This is a genomic window from Actinomarinicola tropica, from assembly GCF_009650215.1.
GTDB classification, from domain to species: Bacteria; Actinomycetota; Acidimicrobiia; order Acidimicrobiales; family SKKL01; genus Actinomarinicola; species Actinomarinicola tropica.
Genome location: NZ_CP045851.1, coordinates 1,591,372 through 1,609,248 on the forward strand (window position 1 = coordinate 1,591,372; position 17,877 = coordinate 1,609,248).

The following is a 17,877-nucleotide window of genomic DNA, read 5'->3' on the forward strand; positions in this document are numbered from 1 at the left end:
TCAGGCGGCCCGCCGCTCATGCCGCGGGAGGTCGAGCTCGAGGACGTGGAGGAAGCGACGTTCCTCGGTGCTGACGTCGGCCTTGCCGCGCCGCGGGCCCGACGCCCACCGGTCCGCCAGCTCGTCGGCCTCCCACAGCTCGACCACCCGTGGGTGCACGTACGAGCTGCGGCACACCGCGACGGTGTTGCCGAGCACGTCGGCGACCTCGCCGATGGCGTCCTTCAGCGTCGACTGGCGCGCCCGTTCCGACGTCGGCACCTCGATGCCGGCGAGGAGGGTGGCGGCCTGGACCGATCCCTCCCACGTCCGGAACGTCTTGGCCGTGATCTCGAGCCCCGTCGCCTGCTGCAGGTACTCGTTGATGTCCTCGGCGCGCACCGGGCGCGGCGCGCCGTCGTCGTCGAGGTACTGGAAGAGGGTCTGGCCCGGGAGCTCCTGGCACCGCTTGGCGATGCGCGCCAGCCGTGGGTCGTTGCACGAGATCTCGAAGACCTTGCCGTGCTTGCCCGTGAACCGCATGTGCATCGCGCCGCTGGTGACCCGGGCGTGACGACTCCGCAGCGTCGTGATCCCGTAGGTCTTGTTCTGCTTGGCGTAGACCTCGCTCCCGACCCTGCACCCGGTGAGGTCGAGGAGCGAGACGACGAGCGCCACCACCCGGTCCTGCCCGAGCCCACGCTCGGACAGGTCCTCGTCGATGCGGGCCCGCAGGGTCGGGAGGGCGTGGCCGAAGTCGCGGAGCTGGTCGAACTTCACCTGGGCCCGGTGCTCGCTCCAGCGTGGGTGGTAGCGGTACTGCTTGCGGCCCTTGGCGTCGCGACCCGTGGCCTGGATGTGCCCGTTCGGGTGCGGTGAGATCCACACGTCGGTCCACGCCGGTGGGATCGCCAGGGCGGTGACCCGTGCGATGGTCTCGGCGTCGTCGACGCGGCGACCTTCGGGGTCGACGTACCTGAACCGGGTGCGACCCGTGCGCCGGAGGCCGGGTTCCTCGTCGGTGACGTAGCGGAGGCGGGGAGGGGTGTCGAGCACGGCGAGCCTCTACCCACCCGCCGCCCGATGACGCTCGGTACGGTGCGGCCGTGGCGATGCTGCGCGTGGCGACCTTCAACATCCGCAACGGCCTCGGCCTCGACGGCAGGAACGCGTGGCCGTTCCGTCGCGCGACGACGGCGAGGACGATCGCCGCGCTCGACGCCGACCTCGTCGCTCTGCAGGAGGTCTACGGCTTCCAGCAGCGGTACCTCGAGCGCCGGCTGAGCGCCTACCGCTTCGTGGGGGAGGGACGGACCGACGGCCGGCGCGGCGAGCGGTGCCCGGTCCTGGTGCACCAGGACCGCGCCGTCGTCGTCGCCCACCGCACCGTGTGGTTCGGTGCGACGCCGGACGTGCCGGGCACCCGCCTCCCCGGCGCCGGCTTCCCCCGCATCGCCACCATGGCGACGGTGCGGCTGGAGCCCGAGGGGCGCCTCGTCCAGGTCACGTCGACCCACCTCGACGAGGCGTCGGAGGACCGCCGTCGCGTCGCGGCAGCCCAGCTGGTCGAGATGCTCGATCCGGACCTGCCCCAGGTGCTGATGGGGGACCTGAACGCCGACCCGACCTCGGAGGTGATCGACGTCCTCGCCGACGGTGGCCTGGTCCTGGTCGAACCCGAGGGCACGACGGGCACCGAGCACGCCTTCACCGGCCGGACCGATCGTCGTCGCATCGACCACGTGCTCGTGCGCGGCGACGTGCGCGTCGTCGACGCCACGGTGCTGACGGCTCGCCTCGGGTGCGCCCTGCCGTCGGACCACTGGCCGGTGCGTGCGGTCCTCGACGTGGGTGACGAGTGAGCCGCTAGCCGGTCGTGTCGATCGCGGCGCGGACGACCTTGCCCATGGCGTTGCGCGGCAGGGCGTCGACGCGTCGCACCAGGCGCGGTCGCTTGTAGGCCACGAGGTCGGCGGCCACCGCGGCGACCACCGCGTCGGCATCGACGTCCGGGGGCGCCTCGACGACGGCGGTGACGACCTCGCCCCACTCCTCCGACGGGGTGCCGACCACGGCCACGTCCCGGACGCCGGGCTGGGCGCGGATCAGGTCCTCGATCTCACGGGGGTACACGTTGTAGCCGCCCGAGATGATGAGCTCCTTGGCTCGGCCGACGATCGCCACGTGGCCGGCGTCGTCGACGGCGCCGACGTCGCCGGTGCGGAACCAGCCGTCGGGCGTGAAGGACGTGGCGTTCGCCTCGGGACGCGCGTCGTAGCCGCCGAACACGTTCGGCCCCCGGACCTCGATCTCCGAGGTGCCCGGCGCGAGGCGGAGCTCGACACCGGGGAGCGGGATGCCGACGGTCCCCGGCCGTCGCTCGCCGTCGTAGGGGTTCGAGACGAGCATCACCGTCTCGGTCATGCCGTAGCGCTCGAGGACCCGCTGCCCGCAGCGATCAGCGATGCGGGCGTGCAGCGTGGCGCTCAGCGGCGCCGAGCCCGACACGCAGAGGCGGAGCGAGGCCAGGCGCTCGGCGCCGGGTGCCTCGACGAGGCGGCTGTACATGGTCGGGACCCCGAAGAACATCGTGGCATCGGCGGCCTCGGTGAGGACGTCCTCGGGGTCGAACCGGGGGAGGAGGACAGCGCTGGCACCGGCGGCGAGCGTGCCGTGCACGCCCACGCCCAGCCCGTGCATGTGGAACAGGGGGAGGGCGAGCACGAGGCGGTCGTCCTCGGACCAGCGCCACGCCAGCAGCAGCGCCTCGACGCTGGCGAGGATGTTGGCGTGGGTCAGCAGCGCTCCCTTCGGCCGGCCCGTGGTGCCGGAGGTGTAGGGGAGGAGCGCGGGATCGTCCGGTCCCGCGACGTCGAGGCGCACCTCCGGGCCGTCGGGGAGGTCGACGTCCACCCCGGCGACGACGGGGAGACCCGCGGCGGCGGCCTGCTCGCGCATCGGCGCCGACCCGAGCACGGCGCCGCGGGCGCCGGAGTCCTCGAGGAGCACCTGCAGCTCGCGGGGCGTGTAGGCGTCGTTGACCGGAACGACGACGAGCCCCAGTCGCAGCGCGGCGACGTGGGCCACGACGAGGTCGGCGGAGGGCCCGCCGGACAGGAGCACGCGGTCGCCGCGGCGGAGCCCGGCGCCGGCGAGCCGCCGCGCGGTCTGCTCGCTGCGACCGAGGAGATCGCCCCTGGAGAGCCACGTCCCGTCGACGTCGCGGAGGGCTGCGCGCTCGGCGTCCTCCCGCCAGAGCGCCACCCAGGCGCGCGGGAGGGTGCCGCGAGCGAGGAGGTCGACGGCGTCAGGGTCGGTGCCCGACGGGAGGTGGTGCGTCCAGGGCGCGGGCGTCGTCATCGCGGCAGGCCTCCGGCCGGGTCGTCAGCCCACCCGTCCCGGCCTGCCCTCGCCGCCTCCGTCGTCTCGTCCAACCGTCGTGCCCCCGGGTCGTGTCGCCGCATCCCATGATGGCCCACGCCGAGCACGCGCCCGCCGCTGGCTAGGGTCGGGCTCGGAGGGGGGATCGTGACGCTGCCGCTCGACGACATCCGGGTGCTCGACCTGACCGTGGCGCGGGCGGGGCCGACCTGCGTCCGCCAGCTCGCCGACTGGGGCGCGGACGTCGTCCGGATCGAGGCGCCGACCCATCCGGGCCAGCCGGGTGTCGCCGGTGAGGACCGGCACGGATCCGACGTGCAGTACGTGCACCGCAACAAGCGGGCCCTGTCCCTCGACCTGCGCACCGACGCCGGCCGGGCCGTCCTCCACGATCTCGTCGACACCGCGGACGTCCTCGTCGAGAACATGCGGCCGCCGGTCAAGGGACGCCTCGGGTTCGACTGGGACACGGTCCACGCGCGCAACCCGCGCCTGGTCATGGCGTCGATCTCCGGGTTCGGCCAGGACGGTCCCTACGCCGCACGGGGCGGCGTCGACCAGATCGCCCAGGGGATGGGTGGCCTGATGAGCGTCACCGGCGAGCCGGGGCGGGGGCCCATGCGCGTCGGGATCCCGGTCTCCGACCTGGCATCGGGCCTCTACGCCGCGGTCGGTGTCCTCGCTGCGCTCCACGACCGCGAGCGCACCGGTCGAGGCCGGTGGGTGCGCACCTCCCTGCTCGAGTCGATGATCGCCATGATGGACCTCCAGGCGGCGCGCTGGACGGTCGACGGCGTGGTCCCCGGCCAGGAGGGCAACCACCACCCCACGCTCCTGCCGATGGGGTGCTTCGAGTCGGCCGACGGCCACGTCAACGTCGCCGGGCCGTCCGGGCGCCTGTGGCGGGGGTTCTGCACCGCGATCGGTCGAGAGGACCTGCTGACCGACCCCCGGTTCGGCACCGGTGCGGCGCGGCACGAACGTCGCGGCGAGCTCAACGGCATCATCGCCGACGTGCTGCGCACCCGCACCACGGCCGAGTGGGTCGAGGTCCTGACCGCGCACGGCGTGCCGGCGGGCCCGGTCAACACGATGGACCAGGTCTTCGCCGACCCCCAGGTCACGCATCTGGAGATGGTCGGCGAGGTCGTCCACCCCACCCTCGGCGCCCTCCGCCTCGTCCGACACCCCGTCCGGATGTCGGACGACGGCGGCCCCGCCGCCACCGTGCGCACGCACGCCCCCGACCCCGGCGAGCACACCGACGAGATCCTGGCCGCTCTCGGCCGCACCGCCGACCAGATCGCCGCGCTCCGCCGCGACGGCACCATCTGACGATCACCCACCCCACGAGGAGCCCCGTGACCCGCACCCACGACACCGGTACCGAGATGCTGCTCTGCGACGTCGACGACGGCGTCGCGACGGTCACGTTCAACAACCCGGAGAAGCGCAACGCGCTGTCGTCCGAGATCCGCCACGCCCTCCCCGGGCTGCTGCACGCGCTCGCCGCCGACGACGGCGTCCGGGTCGTCGTGCTGACCGGTGCCGGCGACAAGGCCTTCGTGTCGGGGGCGGACATCTCCGAGTTCGCCGAGCAGCGCACGTCGCCGGAGGCCCGTGCTGCGTTCGACCGCACCTTCGCCGACGCCGAGCAGGGCTGGCGGGCGCTCACCAAGCCGGTGATCGCCCGGATCCGTGGGTTCTGCATGGGCGGCGGGCTCCTCACGGCGCTGAAGGCCGACATCCGCATCGCGGCGGACGACGCCCGCTTCGGGGTGCCGGCGGCGCGCCTCGGACTCGGCTACTCGTTCGACGGCATCGAGGCCCTCGTCGGTCTGATCGGTCCTGCCAACGTGGCCGAGATGCTCTACTCGGCGCGGCGCTACACCGCGGCCGAGGCCGAGCACATGGGGCTCGTGAACCGCGTCGTCCCCGTCGACCGCCTCGACGCCGAGGTCGACGCCCTCGCCCGCAGCATCTGCGAGAACGCCCCCCTCACGGTCGCCGCCTGCAAGGTCGGCATCCGCGAGGCGGTGCGGGACGCCTCCCGGCGCGACCTCGATCGCCACCGGGCGATGGTCGAGGCGTGCTTCGACTCCGCCGACTACCGCGAGGGGCAGGCGGCGTTCCTCGCCAAGCGCACACCGCGCTTCGAGGGCCGTTGAGCGGCGCTACTCGGTGCGCAGGTCGCGGCGTCGGAAACCGGCGAGCCCGGCCGCGGCCAACGCGGCGGCGAGAGCCAGCAGCACGATGACCGGGAACCACCTGAGGTCCTCCGCCGGCACCGCGGGCGCGTGGTCGAAGGGCGACAGCTGGCGGGTCCACGCCGGCAGCCGGAGCACCTCGCCGAGGACGCCGACGACCACGACCCCGGCCAGCACCGCCCAGGCGACCATCACCGCTCGAGGAGCGAGACCGAAGAGGGCGAGGGTGAGGCCGGTGAGCACCAGCGCCGGCGGCACGGTGACGAGCGACGCCAGCGTCATCCGTGCGACCTGCCCGGCGTCCTCGGCCACGACGGCGTAGGAGACCCCGATGCCGAGCCCACCCGCCGCGATGACGACCACGGTGCCGACGACGGCGACGACGAGGTGGCTCGCCGCCCAGTGGATGCGCCCGAGCGGGCCGGCGAGGAGCGGCTCGGCGCGGCCGGCGCCCTCCTCGGAGCGCAGGCGGAGCACGGCGGAGATCGCGAACCCGGAGGCGATGAGGGCCAGCATCAGGAGCGATGTGGCGAAGAACGCGTCGGTGACGCTCGCGCCCTCGAGCTGGGCCAGGATGTCGGCGAAGGTCGGGTTCTCCTCCACCATCTCCTCGATGTCCTCGCCGATGGAGCCGTAGACGAGGCCGGTGACGAACATCCCGACGGCCCACCCGATGACGGTGCCCCGGTGGAGCCGGACGGCCAGCCCGACCGGCCGGCTCAAGGACGCGGCGCCGCGTGCCGGCCCGCCACGCGTGGCGAGGATCCCCGAGCCCAGGTCGCGTCGGGAGAACAGCCAGAACGCCACCCCGACGAGCCCGCCGGCCGCCGCGAGGCAGAGCACGATGGGCCACCACACCTCTCCGGCGAAGGCGCGCACCGCCTGGGCCCAGCCCATGGGGGAGAGCCAGCGCAGCGCGTTGTCGCCGATGTCGCCCACCGCCCGCAGGACGAAGGTGGCGACGAGCGTCGCGCTGGCGAGGCCGAGCGTCCCTCGGCCCGTGCTGGCGATCTGCGCCGCCACGGCGGTGATCCCCACGAAGACGAGGCCGACGGCGGCCAGCGACGCGGCGAGGGCGACCGAGCCGTGGACGGCGTAGCCGGTGGCGACGAAGCCCACGGCGCACGCGGCGCTGACGAGGACGACCACCGCCGCGACGACGGCGAGGGCGGCCGCGGTGGGGGCGTGGCGGCCGACGACGCTCGACCGCACGACCTCGGCCCGCTCGACGTCCTCCTCGGCTCTCGTGTGCCGGTTCACGAGGAAGATGGCCATGAGGGCCATGCCGATCATGCCGAACACCTGGGTCTCGTTGACGAGGATGACGCCGAGGTTGGGGTCGTCGAACCCGTAGCCCGGCCCGGCGAACGCGACGAGCGCAGGGTTGTCGCCGAAGAGCACGGTGTACTGCTCGATCGACTCCTGGTCGGGGTACACCGGCGGCAGGGCGGCGGCCGAGGCGATGACGGTGCCGACGATCCCACCGATCCAGAGCAGGAGCCGGAGGCGGTCCCGTCGCACCACGAACCACGACAGGCGGCCGGTGCCGGTGAGCGTGGTCATCGGGGTTCGTCGACGCCCGCGTCGGCGAGCTCGTCGCCGTAGTGCCGGAGGAACAGCTCCTCGAGCGTGGGCGGGTGGCTCGTCAGGGAGAGCACGCCGAGCTCGCCGAGCTTCACGACCGTGGCGTCGAGGTGGTCGCTGTCGACGTCGAAGCTGACCTGGCCGTCGTCGGACCGCAGGTCGTGCACGCCCGAGAGGGCGGTGAGCTCGTCGGCCGCCCCTCGGAGCCGGGCGGTGATCGTCGTGCGGGTGAGGTGGCGCAGCTCCTCGAGCGTGCCGCTCTGGACGTTGCGGCCCCGCCGGATGATCGTGACGCGGTCGCAGAGCCGCTCGACCTCGGCGAGGATGTGGCTCGAGAGCATGACGGTGCGTCCCTCGCCCTTGGCGTCGAGGATGCAGTCCTGGAACACCGCCTCCATCAGCGGGTCGAGCCCTGCAGTCGGCTCGTCGAGGATGAGCAGCTCGGCGTCGGACGCCAGCGCGGCGATCAGTGCGACCTTCTGGCGGTTGCCCTTGGAGTAGCTGCGGGCACGCTTGCGGGGGTCGAGATCGAATCGCTCGACGAGGTCGTCGCGGCGGCGGCGGTCGATGCCGCCCCGGAGGCCGCCGAGGAGGTCGATCACCTCGCCGCCGGTGAGGTTCGGCCACAGGTTCGTGTCGCCCGGGACGTACGCCAGGCGGCGGTGGAGCTCGACGGCGTCGTGCCACGGGTCGCCGCCGAGCAGGCGGACCTCGCCGCTGTCCGGGCGCAGGAGCCCGAGGACGATCCGCATCGTGACGGTCTTCCCGGCGCCGTTCGGTCCGAGGAAGCCGTGCACCTCGCCGGTGCGGATGTCGAGGTCGAGCCCGTCGAGGGCCCGTGTGGGCCCGAACGTCTTGACCAGGTCGTGGCAGGTGATCGCCGAGGACATGGCGGCGACGCTAGCGATCGGGGCCCCGCCGGTGGAGGGACGATCCTGACGGGGCAGTATCGAGGTCCATGACCGCGCGCACGGACGTCCGACCAGCGGCGCGCGCGACCCCTGGTGGTCGGGCGGGCCTCATGTCCGCGCTGGTGGCCCTCGACGTGTTCCTCGTGATCGAGCTCCTGCGCGCCTTCCCCGCGCTCGTCGCCACCCGGGTGGACGTGGAGGGACGGTTGCCGTTCCCGGTGCAGGTGCTCGTCCTCGTCGTCCCGTTCGTGCTCGCGGCATGGGGCGTGCGCCTCGTCGGTCGTGGTCGGCTCGAGCCCGGTCGCGCCATCTGGCTCGGCGGGCTCGCGCTCGGCGCCGGTCGGGTGGCCGCCCAGCTCGTCCACGGCGACCTCGGTGCCGTCGCCGCCGGGGTCGGGCTCCTCGGCGGCCTCGTGGTGCTCCTGGTCCTCGCCCAGATCGGGCTGCCGCTGTTCGGCGGCGGGGTGGTGGCCGGATCCGGGTTGGCCGCGGCGCTGCGCATCGGCCTCGGGTCACGGGACCTGATCTGGATCGACCATGCGGCGGCGGTCGCCGCGGTGCTCGTCGCCGTCGGCTGGTTCGTCGTCATGCTGCGCGGCCGGCTCCGTCGACCCGTCGTCCCGCTGGGGCGGACGTGGCGCGCCGCCGTGCCGCTCCTGTCGGTCGGCCCCGCGATCCTCCTGGAGGCGTTCGTCCTCACCAACCTCGGCTGGGTGGCGCCCGCGCTCGGTGCGGGCTGGCTCGGCGCCTCGTTGGCGATCGGCGCGTCGGGGATCGCGGGCGTCGCTGCCGCGGCGTGGACGGCCGCGTCCCCGGGCGGTGCGTCGCGCGCCCTGCGGGCGGTGGGCGTCGTGGCGATCCTCGCGACGGCGCTCGCCCTCGCCCGGCCGAGCCCGTGGTGGGCGCTCGGCATCTTCCTGGCCCAGGCGGGCGTCGGAGCGATCCTCACCGCGGCGTCCTCCCGGGGCGTCCGCACCGGCGGCCACCGACCGCCGAGCGCGATCCTCGCCCTCGCGCCGCTCCTGCTGCTGGCTGCGATCGTGGCGCTCGACGGGCGGGGTCTGCTCGGGCTCACGGTGGCGCCGTCGGCGGTCGTGGCCGCCGCGGGTGTCGTGATGCTGGTCGCCGCCGTGGGCCTCGGTGCCCTGCCACCACCGGCAGCCCACCACCCGGGGTGGCGCCACGTCCCGTCGCTCGGTGCGGTCTTCGTGCTCCCCGCGGCGCTCCTCCTGGCGGGCCTTCCCATCCTGGCGGCCACGACCGGCGGGGGTGTCGTCGGGGACAGCCGCGAGCTCCGCGTCGTCTCCTACAACGTGGCCCTCGGCTTCACGTCGGGCGGTGCGCTCAACGTCGAGGAGGTCGCCGCCGCACTCGCCGACATGCGCCCCGACGTCGTGGCGCTCCAGGAGGTGCCGCGTGGCTTCCTCCCCGCCGCCGGCATCGACATGATCGGGTGGCTCCAGCACTCTCTCGGCATGCCGTACGTGGCGTTCCAGGCGTCGTCCCCGGGCGGTCTCCACGGGAACGCCATCCTCTCGCGCCACCCGATCCGCTCGGTGGCGACCCGGTGGTTCCCGCGCACGGGCACCGCCCTGCCGCGCGGTGCGATCCTCGCCCGCATCGACCCACCCGGGCAGCCGGCGGTGCACGTCGTCTCCGCCCACCTGCCGCCCGGCGGCACCCTCGCAGCCAGGAACGAGCGCCTCGATGCCCTGCTCGCCCTGTGGGCCGATCGGCCGCGCACGGTCGTCGGCATCGACGCCAACGCCCGCCCCGGCTCCCGGGTGGTGGAGGCGCTCGACGGCGCCGGGCTCGTGCTGCCCGAGAGCGACGCCCTCACGTTCCCGTCGGGGCGGCCCTTCGCGCGCATCGACTTCGTCCTGCACACCGACGACCTCCACGCGGTCGAGATCGAGGTGGGGACGAGCCGGGCGTCGGACCACCTCCCGGTGCTCACCGTGCTGCGTCCGGCCGACCTGGTCTGATCGGCCCATTTCGCGGAGCCCCGTCGGATCGGAGCCTCATCTGGGTCCCGGCGGCGCCGATCGTCGGCTCGTGCGTACACCGCAAGGACGCGACGACGCCGCAGGGAGCGAGCGGGCCACGATGCCGCCGGACGGGGGGATCGGTGCCGGCGCGCCCGAGGACGCCGAGCCCCGCAACGAGCAGATCGAGATGCTCCTCCAGGCGATGGAGGAGCTGCCGAGCCACCCGACCGTCGCTCTGCGGGTCCTGTGGCTGGTCGACGACCCGACGTCCGACGTCGCCCGGCTCGCCAAGACCGTCGAGCTCGACCCGCTGCTCGCCGCACGACTCATCCGGATCTCGAACTCCGCCTACTACAGCCTGCGCACACCGGTCACCAACGTCCCCCGGGCCATCGCCGCCCTGGGCTTCGCCACCGTCCGCTCGCTGGCCGCGTCGGCCGCCTGCGGCCTCACCGACGAGGACACCGCGGTGGAGGGCGAGTTCTGGTCCCACGCCGCCGCGGTGGCCAACGCCGCCCAGCTGGTGGCGGGCCGCTACGCCGTGCCGCCGTCGGACGCCTTCGCCCTCGGCCTCCTCCACGACCTCGGCGAGGCACTGCTGCACCGGGCGGCGCCCGCGGCGTGGTCCCAGCTCGGCCCCCGGGCCACACCCGAGCGGGAGATCGAGCTGTTCGGGATCACCCACGCCGAGGCGGGTGCACGCGTCCTCGAGGCGTGGAAGTTCCCGGCGGCGTTCTGCGACGCCATCGCCAACCACCACCACCAGCTCTCGCCGCGCGAGACACCGCTGACCCAGTGCCTCATCGCCGCGGAGCTCGTCGCCGAGCTGGCCGTCGGGTCGATGACGATCGCCCGCGCCGACGCCGCGCGGCTGATCCTCGCCCTCGACGGGATCGAGGGAGAGTCGCTCGACCGGATGATCCGGCGCGTCCGACACGAGACGGCGGCCCTCTCCGCCGTCCTGACCCAGGGGGAGGAGGGATGACGGCGCTCGAGAACGGGTTCGAGACGGCGAGCGAGTCCCTCCTCGACCTCATCCCCTTCGGGGTGGTCGTCTGCACCGCCGACGGAGCGATCCGCATGGCCAACCGCGCCGCCGTCGACCTGCTGGGCCAGGGCGCGCCGATCGACGGGCGGTCGTGCTGGGATCTGCTCGAGGTGGCCGGCGGTCACCTCTCCTACGTCGACCGGGCGCGACGCGCCGCGGCGTCCGGGCGGGTGGGCGCCATCGAGGCGTCGGCCACCGTGCGACGGACCGTCGACGCCGCGCTGCCCGTGGCGCTCACGTTGCGCTCCCTCGCCGAGGGCCTGATCCTGCTGAGCATCCGCTCGGTGGGCGACGAGGCCCGCCAGGCCGTCCGGCTGCGCGCCACCGAGCACCGCTTCGAACGGCTGGCGACGAGCGTGCCCGCCGGCATCCTCTCGTCGGAGTTCGGCATGAGGGTCGACTTCGTCAACGAGCGGGCCACCGGCATCTTCGGCGTGCCCGCGGAGGACCTGCTCGGGTTCGGGTGGCTCGACCGGCTCCACGTCGAGGACTCCGAGGCCGCCGAGTGCGCGGTGGGCGAGGTCCTCACCACAGGCAGCGAGCGGGTGCTCGCCGCTCGCGTGGTGGGCGAGACCGGCGACCGCCGGGTGCGGATCCGCATCTCGGCCGCCGGGAGCCAGGGTCGGGACATCGGCTTCGTCGCCACCGTCGAGGACCTGACCGAGACCCACGACCTCAACGAGCAGCTCCTCGTGCAGTCCCTCCAGGATCCGCTGACCGGGCTGCCGAACCGCACCGCCCTCTGGGAGCAGCTCGGCATCGCCCTGCGCGACGGCCGCACGCAGCCGGCCGTCCTCTTCGTCGACCTCGACGACTTCAAGCACATCAACGACTCGCTCGGACACACGGCGGGGGACCACCTCCTGACGGTCGTCGCCGAGCGGCTCCGCCGGTGCGCCCGCGCCTCGGACCTGGTGGTGCGCTTCGGCGGCGACGAGTTCGTCCTCCTGCTGCGGGACGTGCCCGACCGCGACATCGTCGACAACGTCGCCGGCCGCGTGCTCGACGCCATCAGCGAGCCGATCGACGTGGGCGGCACCGAGGCCGTCGTCACCGCCAGCATCGGCATCGTCTGGCCCGAGGACCCGGGGGCCGACGAGACCTTCGACGTCGAGAGCCTCGTCCGCGACGCCGACATCGCCCTCTACCAGGCCAAGCGCCTGGGCAAGAACCGGGCCGAGCGCTTCGACGAGCACCTCCGTGACGGTGCGCAGCGGCGGTTCGGCATCGCCGCGGCCCTCCGCCGGGCCATCGACGCCGACAACGGCGAGATCACCGTCCACTACCAGCCGATCATCGACCTGGCGGCCCAGCGGCTGGTGGGCGTGGAGGCCCTCGCCCGGTGGACGCACCCGGAGATGGGCTCGGTGTCGCCCGGCGACTTCGTGCCCGTCGCCGAGGAGACCGGCCTCATCACGCCGCTGGCGCGGCTCGTGCTCCGGCGGGCCCTCGGCGACGTCGCCCGCTGGCGCAGGCAGCCCGGCGGCGCCGACCTGTTCGTCGCGGTGAACATGTCGGCCCTCGACCTGCGGGAGCCCTCGCTGGCGGACGCCGTCGGCGAGCTGCTCGACGAGCTCGGTCTGCCCGGCGAGGCCCTCCACCTCGAGCTCACCGAGTCCGCCGTCATGGCCGACCCCGCGCAGGCTCTCGGCATGCTCGACGCCTTGAAGCTCCTCGGACCGTCGATCGCGATCGACGACTTCGGCACCGGCTACTCGTCGCTCGCGTACCTGCACCGGCTCCCGGTCGACACGATCAAGATCGACCGAGAGTTCGTCCACGCCCTCGACGACGACAGCACCGCGCTCATCGAGGCCATCGTCGCCCTCGCCGGGGCGCTGGGCCTCCCCGTCGTCGCCGAGGGGGTCGAGACCGAGGACCAGGCGGCGATCCTCGGGCGCCTCGGGGTCCCGCTCGCCCAGGGGTTCCTCTTCGGGCGCCCGACGCCCGGCGACATCATCGACGAGCTGGTGGCGGTGCGAGCGCCCGCTCAGCCGGGGAACGCCGGCGGCACGGTCCACCACCGCTCGCCGTCGTAGCGACGCACGACCCGGGCGGGGTCGCCCGCCACGACCGTCCGGGCCTCGACGTCGCCGCGCACGACCGTGTTGGCGGCCACGACGGCGTTCTCGCCGATCGTGACGTCGCCGACGACGACCGCCCCGACGCCGAGCCACGCACCGTCGCCGATGCTCACCCGTCGGCCGTCCCGCAGGCCCTGGCGCTTGATCGGCTGCGTGGGGTCCTCGTAGTGGTGCCCGGTGTCGGAGATGTACACCCGGTCCGAGACGAGGGCCTCGCGCCCGATCCGGACGGACGTCGCGGCCGAGAGGCGCAGGAAGTGGCCGAGGTACGCGCCGTCCTCGATGTGCACCGTGATGCCGCGCTCGGGGACGAGGGCCTCGATCACCGCGTAGGACCCGATGTTGACCCATGATCCGACGTGCACGCCCCCCGGGTTCACGAGCGACACGACCGGCTCGTGGAGGACGCTGTGGGGGCCGAACGCCGCGAAGCCGTGGGGCCCGGGCGGCGACGCCGACGGGGGAGGCTGGTCGTCCACGGGTGCATCCTGCACCGCTTTGAGGTGCGCGCCGCGGATCGGTACGGTGCGGCCGACAGGAACGACGAGAAGGGGACCGCCATGGCGACCAACGCCGAGAACGCCTACGAGAAGCTCAAGGCCACCGAGGGCACCGACGAGGGCACCGGGGAGTGGTTCGAGGTCACCCAGGACCAGGTGGACCAGTTCGCCGACATCACCCACGACCACCAGTTCATCCACGTCGACCCCGAGCGGGCCCAGCCGATCTTCGGCGGGACGATCGCCCACGGGTTCCTCACCCTCTCGATGCTCACGCACCTCGCGTCGACCATCCGGCCGAGCAACGCCCCCGGCCCCCTCGAGGGCATCACCATGGGCATGAACTACGGGTTCGACAAGGTGCGGTTCGTCAGCCCCGTCAAGGTCGGCTCGAAGATCCGGGCGTCCAGCACCGTGAAGAGCGTCGAGCTCAAGGGTTCGAGCGTCGAGGTGACGAAGACCTACACGGTCGAGGCCGAGGGCAGCGAGAAGCCCGCCCTGGTGGCCGACTGGATCACGCGCCTGTTCTTCTCCTGATCGCCGGCCGCTGATCGTCGACGACCGCGCCCCTCGGGGCGCGGTCGTGCGCGTCCGGGGTCAGTCGAGCTCGTCGACCGCGACGAGCAGCGCCGCGGCCTGGGCCAGCGCGGTCGCCGTCGCCGCGGCCTTGCGCGCCGCGAGCTCGAGGTACTGGTCGGCGACGTGGGCCTGACCGGTGAGCGGCGGCGTACCGAGTGACCGGATGATCGCCCCGGGGTCGTCGGTGGGCAGCACGGGATCGGCGGCCGGCGGCTCGGGGACCGCGCGCCACAGCTCGAGCGGCTGGGGACCAGCGCGCCCGCGTCCGGACTTCTTGCGTCCGCGTCGGCGTGGGCTCACGCGGCAGCCTCCTCGTCGGGATCGGAGCCGTCGGGATCGGGGCCGTCCGGTTCCCTGTCACTCGGCGTCGGGTCGTCGTCGGTGAGCAGGCTCTCGGGTCGGAGGCCGAGGGCGCTGCGCAGCTGGGTGGCGTCGAGGTCGGCGAGGGAGCTCGACCTCGGGAGGACGAGGTCGGCGATGTGGCGCTTGCCGGCGACGACCTCCTCGACGCGCTCGTCCACCGTGCCCGGGCACACGAGGCGGTGCGAGACGACGGTGCGGGTCTGGCCGATCCGCCACGCCCGGTCGCGCGCCTGGTCCTCGACGGCGGGGTTCCACCACCGGTCGTAGAGCACGACGTGGCTGGCGGCGGTGAGGTTGAGGCCGGTGCCGCCGGCCTTGAGCGACAGCACCAGGGCCCCCGGGCCCTCGCCGTTCTGGAACTCGTGGATGATGCGATCGCGCTCGGTGCGGGACAGGCCGCCGTGGTAGCAGGCGACGGGGATCCCGAACCTCTCGGTGAGGTGGTCGGCGAGGCGCTCGCCCCAGCGGGCGAAGTGGGTGAAGACGAGGACCCGCTCGTCGGCGGCGTAGACCTGGTCGACGATCTCCTCGAGCCGGGCGAGCTTGCCCGACCGGCCGGCGAGGGGCCCGCCGTCGTCCTCGTAGGCGACGGGGTGGTTGCAGATCTGCTTCAGCGCGGTGATCGCCGCCAGGATCTGGCCCTGAGCCGGGCCCTCCTCCTCGTCGCCGTCGCCGGGCGTGGGCACGACGAGCTTGTCGAGCACGGCCTGGTAGAGGCCGATCTGCTCCGGCGTCATCGTGCAGTGGTCGAGCTCGTCGATGCGGTCCGGGAGCTCGGCCGCGACCGCGGGCTCGCTCTTCGTGCGGCGGAACACGAGGATGCCGTTGAGGGCCCGCAGCCCGGACTCGGCGGCCTGGCGACCCTTGCCCTCGCTCTTGGCGGAGAGCTGGGCGATGAACGTCGGACGGGACCCGACGAGGCCGGGGTTGGTGTAGTCGAGGATCGCCCAGAGGTCGCCGAGGCCGTTCTCGACCGGGGTGCCGGTGAGCGCGAGGCGCATGTCGGAGGGGATCCGGCGCAGCTGCTGGGACGTCTCGTTCGCCGGGTTCTTGATCGCCTGGGCCTCGTCGAGCACGACACGGCGCCAGTGCAGCGACGAGAGCGCTTCCACGTCGCGGACCGCGGTGCCGTACGTGGTGATGACGACGTCGGCGCCCTCGACCTCGGCGGCCAGCTCGTCGGCGGAGGCGCGGGAGGCGCCGTGGTGGACGACCACGCGAAGGCCGGGTGTGAACTTCGCGGCCTCCGACGCCCAGTTGCCGACCACGGCCGGCGGGGCGATCACGAGGGCCGTGCCGCCGTCGGCGGCGGTGCGGGCGATGTGGGCGAGCACCGTCGGGGTCTTGCCGAGACCCATGTCGAGCGCGAGGCACCCGCCGAGCTGGACGGCGTCGAGGAACCCCAGCCACCCGAGGGCCTCGGCCTGGTAGCTGCGCAGCTCGCCCTCGAAGCCCGGCGGGCTCGCCACCGGCTCGGTGGAGGCCTCGGCCGCGCGCGTGAGGAGGTCGGCCGCCCAGCTGGACCCGGTGACGCTGATGCCGCCCGCGAGGGGCGAGCCGTCGAGGCCGACGCCGAACCGCAGCACCTCGGCACCGGTCATCTCCGTGCGGTTGCCGTGCTCGGCGAGCGCGGCAGCGGCTTCGGCGAGGTCGGCCTTGTCGAGCTCGACCCACCGGCCGCGCGAGCGCACGAGCGGCCGGGCCTCGGCGGCCAGGGCGGCGATCTCCGACGCCGTCAGCTCGACGTCGTCGAACACCGCGGACCAGCGCACCGCGGTGAGCTGGTTGGCGCCGACGACGGTCTCGTCGGCCTCGGTGGTGAGGCGCAGCGTGGGCGTGGGCCGGCGCCGGGACAGGGCCGGCACCCGCACCTCGAAGCCCGCGGCCTCGAGCACCGCGCCGGTCGTCGCCATCAGCTCCCAGGCCTCGTCCTGGCTGAGGTACACCTGGCCGCGCCGCAGCCCACCCGGACGCTGGAGGGCGGGGAGCAGCCGCTCGAGCCGGCTCAGCTGCTGGGACATCTGGCGCTTGGAGCGGGAGTCGACGAGCGCGACCTCGACGGGCACCAGCTCGCCCTCCGGGTTGGGCCCGAGGACCGAGAGGAACCACGCACCGCCCGAGTCGGGCGGGTCGAGGGCGACGACCAGCCGGGTGGACACCGTGTCGGTGATCGCCTTGGCCCACCGCTCGAGCCGGGACGAGAGCTCGGCACCGGCCCGCATCGGGGCGGTGAAGGTGCTGCCGTCGAGTCGCGTGAGGAGCGCCTCGGCGACCTCGGTGGTGCTGCGCGGGTTCGGCGGGGGAGCGGGCAGCTCGAGCCGGCTGGCGGCATCGGAGACGATGGCGTGCACGACGGCGTCGAGGACGGCGTGGACGACCTCCTTGCCCCCCGAGCGGTGGAGGAGCGTGACCGGTCCGGGCATCGACGCCGCCAGCGAGTCGAGCCGGGCGGCGTCGACGAGGGCGGGCCGCCAGCGCACGGCCTGCTCGATCGGCGCCGAGTGGCTCTGTCCCTTCCCCCCGGTGGTCTCGAGCTTGAGCGTCGGCACGATCGACCCGCGAGCGACGAGCTGGACGCCCCACGCCGCGATGTGGCCGAGCCACCGCACGCTGGCCCCGGTGCCGGCGCCGACCTGGCCGCTGCCGACAGCGGCGAGCCACCCGAGGATGCCGCCGACCGTCGTGCCGAGCGCCGCGGCCGGGGCGCTGACGGGGAGGTCGACCGGTGCGTGCTCCTCCCAGCCGCCGCCGGGGGCGCCGGCGCCGCGGAGCAGCTCGACCAGCTGCTCGGCGTCGGCAGGGGGCGCGCCCGGCCCCGCGGCCCACACGACGAGGCGGCCGTCGTGCCAGGACATCTGCAATCGGGTCTCGCCCGGGCTCTCGATGACCCCGGCCGATCCGTCGGCGGCGCTCTCGAGCACGTCGAGAGCGGCCTGGAGCCGGTTGCGCTCGGCCTCGAAGTCGGCGACGACCTGCTCCCGCTCGGGCCCCCGCAGCCGCCGCACCGACTCGAGGTCGTCCTCGGTCTGCTCGAGCAGGTCGTCGAGCGTGGTGATCCACCGGCGCCGGTCCCGCTCGAGGAGGGCGAGCTCGGCCGCGGTGGCCTCGCCCGCCGCCGCCCGCTCGACGAGCGCGACCAGATCGGCGTCGGCGAGGGGCGCCGCCGGCTCGGCGGAAGCGGACGGGGCGACCGCGGCGCGGTCGTCCGGTCCGTCGTCGGACTCTGTGGGGAGTGGCTCGGCCACTCCGGTGG

At 74.1% G+C, this 17,877-nt stretch carries 14 protein-coding genes; 7 read left to right on the plus strand and 7 right to left on the minus strand.

The features are described 5' to 3' along the window. Window positions 1-1,035, minus strand: coding sequence for a DNA topoisomerase IB (locus GH723_RS07840; RefSeq protein WP_153759132.1), 1,035 nt, complete (start codon window positions 1,033-1,035; stop codon window positions 1-3). Between the two features lie 56 nt (window positions 1,036-1,091). Between GH723_RS07840 and GH723_RS07845 the strand changes: the two genes are divergently transcribed. Further along, the gene (locus GH723_RS07845) at window positions 1,092-1,841 is read left to right on the plus strand and encodes an endonuclease/exonuclease/phosphatase family protein (RefSeq protein ID WP_229023254.1); all 750 of its coding nucleotides are present in this window, start codon (window positions 1,092-1,094) and stop codon (window positions 1,839-1,841) included. A gap of 4 nt (window positions 1,842-1,845) precedes the next feature. Here the strand turns inward: GH723_RS07845 and GH723_RS07850 are convergent, their stop codons facing one another. Further along, window positions 1,846-3,339 carry an AMP-binding protein gene (locus GH723_RS07850; protein WP_153759134.1) on the minus strand — a complete coding sequence of 498 codons (1,494 nt, stop codon included), beginning with the start codon at window positions 3,337-3,339 and terminating at the stop codon, window positions 1,846-1,848. A 168-nt stretch (window positions 3,340-3,507) separates the two neighbouring features. Between GH723_RS07850 and GH723_RS07855 the strand changes: the two genes are divergently transcribed. Both GH723_RS07855 and GH723_RS07860 read left to right on the plus strand, forming a co-directional pair. After that, window positions 3,508-4,695: a CaiB/BaiF CoA transferase family protein gene (locus GH723_RS07855; protein WP_229023171.1), complete on the plus strand. Its 1,188-nt coding sequence runs from the start codon at window positions 3,508-3,510 to the stop codon at window positions 4,693-4,695. A 26-nt stretch (window positions 4,696-4,721) separates the two neighbouring features. Continuing rightward, window positions 4,722-5,528 (plus strand): enoyl-CoA hydratase, encoded by an 807-nt coding sequence (locus tag GH723_RS07860; protein WP_229023173.1) that lies wholly within the window; start codon window positions 4,722-4,724, stop codon window positions 5,526-5,528. Window positions 5,529-5,534: 6 nt separating this feature from the next. Here GH723_RS07860 and GH723_RS07865 read toward each other — a convergent pair whose 3' ends face one another. Continuing rightward, window positions 5,535-7,130: an ABC transporter permease gene (locus GH723_RS07865; RefSeq protein ID WP_153759136.1), complete on the minus strand. Its 1,596-nt coding sequence runs from the start codon at window positions 7,128-7,130 to the stop codon at window positions 5,535-5,537. Beyond that, entirely contained in the window at window positions 7,127-8,041 is a 915-nt protein-coding gene (locus tag GH723_RS07870) for an ABC transporter ATP-binding protein (RefSeq protein WP_153759137.1), read from the minus strand. The genes GH723_RS07865 and GH723_RS07870 overlap by 4 nt, the downstream gene beginning before the upstream one ends. A gap of 68 nt (window positions 8,042-8,109) precedes the next feature. On the opposite strand from GH723_RS07870, the gene GH723_RS07875 reads away from it, so the two are divergent. The 3 genes from GH723_RS07875 (at window position 8,110) to GH723_RS07885 (ending at window position 13,137) form a co-directional block, all read left to right on the plus strand. Continuing rightward, window positions 8,110-10,047, plus strand: a complete 1,938-nt coding sequence (locus GH723_RS07875) for an endonuclease/exonuclease/phosphatase family protein (RefSeq protein ID WP_153759138.1) — start codon at window positions 8,110-8,112, stop codon at window positions 10,045-10,047. Between the two features lie 70 nt (window positions 10,048-10,117). Continuing rightward, window positions 10,118-11,035 carry an HDOD domain-containing protein gene (locus tag GH723_RS07880; protein WP_153759139.1) on the plus strand — a complete coding sequence of 306 codons (918 nt, stop codon included), beginning with the start codon at window positions 10,118-10,120 and terminating at the stop codon, window positions 11,033-11,035. Then, window positions 11,032-13,137 (plus strand): putative bifunctional diguanylate cyclase/phosphodiesterase, encoded by a 2,106-nt coding sequence (locus GH723_RS07885; RefSeq protein ID WP_153759140.1) that lies wholly within the window; start codon window positions 11,032-11,034, stop codon window positions 13,135-13,137. Before GH723_RS07880 ends, GH723_RS07885 begins: the two co-directional genes overlap by 4 nt. Here GH723_RS07885 and GH723_RS07890 read toward each other — a convergent pair. After that, window positions 13,089-13,661: an acyltransferase gene (locus tag GH723_RS07890; protein WP_195210598.1), complete on the minus strand. Its 573-nt coding sequence runs from the start codon at window positions 13,659-13,661 to the stop codon at window positions 13,089-13,091. The genes GH723_RS07885 and GH723_RS07890 overlap by 49 nt on opposite strands. A gap of 81 nt (window positions 13,662-13,742) precedes the next feature. Here GH723_RS07890 and GH723_RS07895 point away from each other — a divergent pair, with 81 nt between their 5' ends. Then, entirely contained in the window at window positions 13,743-14,219 is a 477-nt protein-coding gene (locus tag GH723_RS07895) for a MaoC family dehydratase (protein ID WP_153759142.1), read from the plus strand. A 60-nt stretch (window positions 14,220-14,279) separates the two neighbouring features. Here the strand turns inward: GH723_RS07895 and GH723_RS07900 are convergent, their stop codons facing one another. Both GH723_RS07900 and GH723_RS07905 read right to left on the minus strand, forming a co-directional pair. Next, window positions 14,280-14,561, minus strand: a complete 282-nt coding sequence (locus GH723_RS07900) for a hypothetical protein (protein WP_153759143.1) — start codon at window positions 14,559-14,561, stop codon at window positions 14,280-14,282. Beyond that, the gene (locus GH723_RS07905; protein WP_153759144.1) at window positions 14,558-17,869 is read right to left on the minus strand and encodes a DEAD/DEAH box helicase; all 3,312 of its coding nucleotides are present in this window, start codon (window positions 17,867-17,869) and stop codon (window positions 14,558-14,560) included. Before GH723_RS07905 ends, GH723_RS07900 begins: the two co-directional genes overlap by 4 nt. Window positions 17,870-17,877: the final 8 nt, after the last annotated feature.

Coding starts and splice junctions, on each gene's coding strand:
- GH723_RS07845 (WP_229023254.1), top strand. CDS start 1,092: ATGCTGCGCGTGGCGACCTTCAACATCCGCAACGGCCTCGGCCTCGAC.
- GH723_RS07885 (WP_153759140.1), top strand. CDS start 11,032: ATGACGGCGCTCGAGAACGGGTTCGAGACGGCGAGCGAGTCCCTCCTC.
- GH723_RS07875 (WP_153759138.1), top strand. CDS start 8,110: ATGACCGCGCGCACGGACGTCCGACCAGCGGCGCGCGCGACCCCTGGT.
- GH723_RS07895 (WP_153759142.1), top strand. CDS start 13,743: ATGGCGACCAACGCCGAGAACGCCTACGAGAAGCTCAAGGCCACCGAG.
- GH723_RS07865 (WP_153759136.1), bottom strand. CDS start 7,130: ATGACCACGCTCACCGGCACCGGCCGCCTGTCGTGGTTCGTGGTGCGA.
- GH723_RS07850 (WP_153759134.1), bottom strand. CDS start 3,339: ATGACGACGCCCGCGCCCTGGACGCACCACCTCCCGTCGGGCACCGAC.
- GH723_RS07870 (WP_153759137.1), bottom strand. CDS start 8,041: ATGTCCTCGGCGATCACCTGCCACGACCTGGTCAAGACGTTCGGGCCC.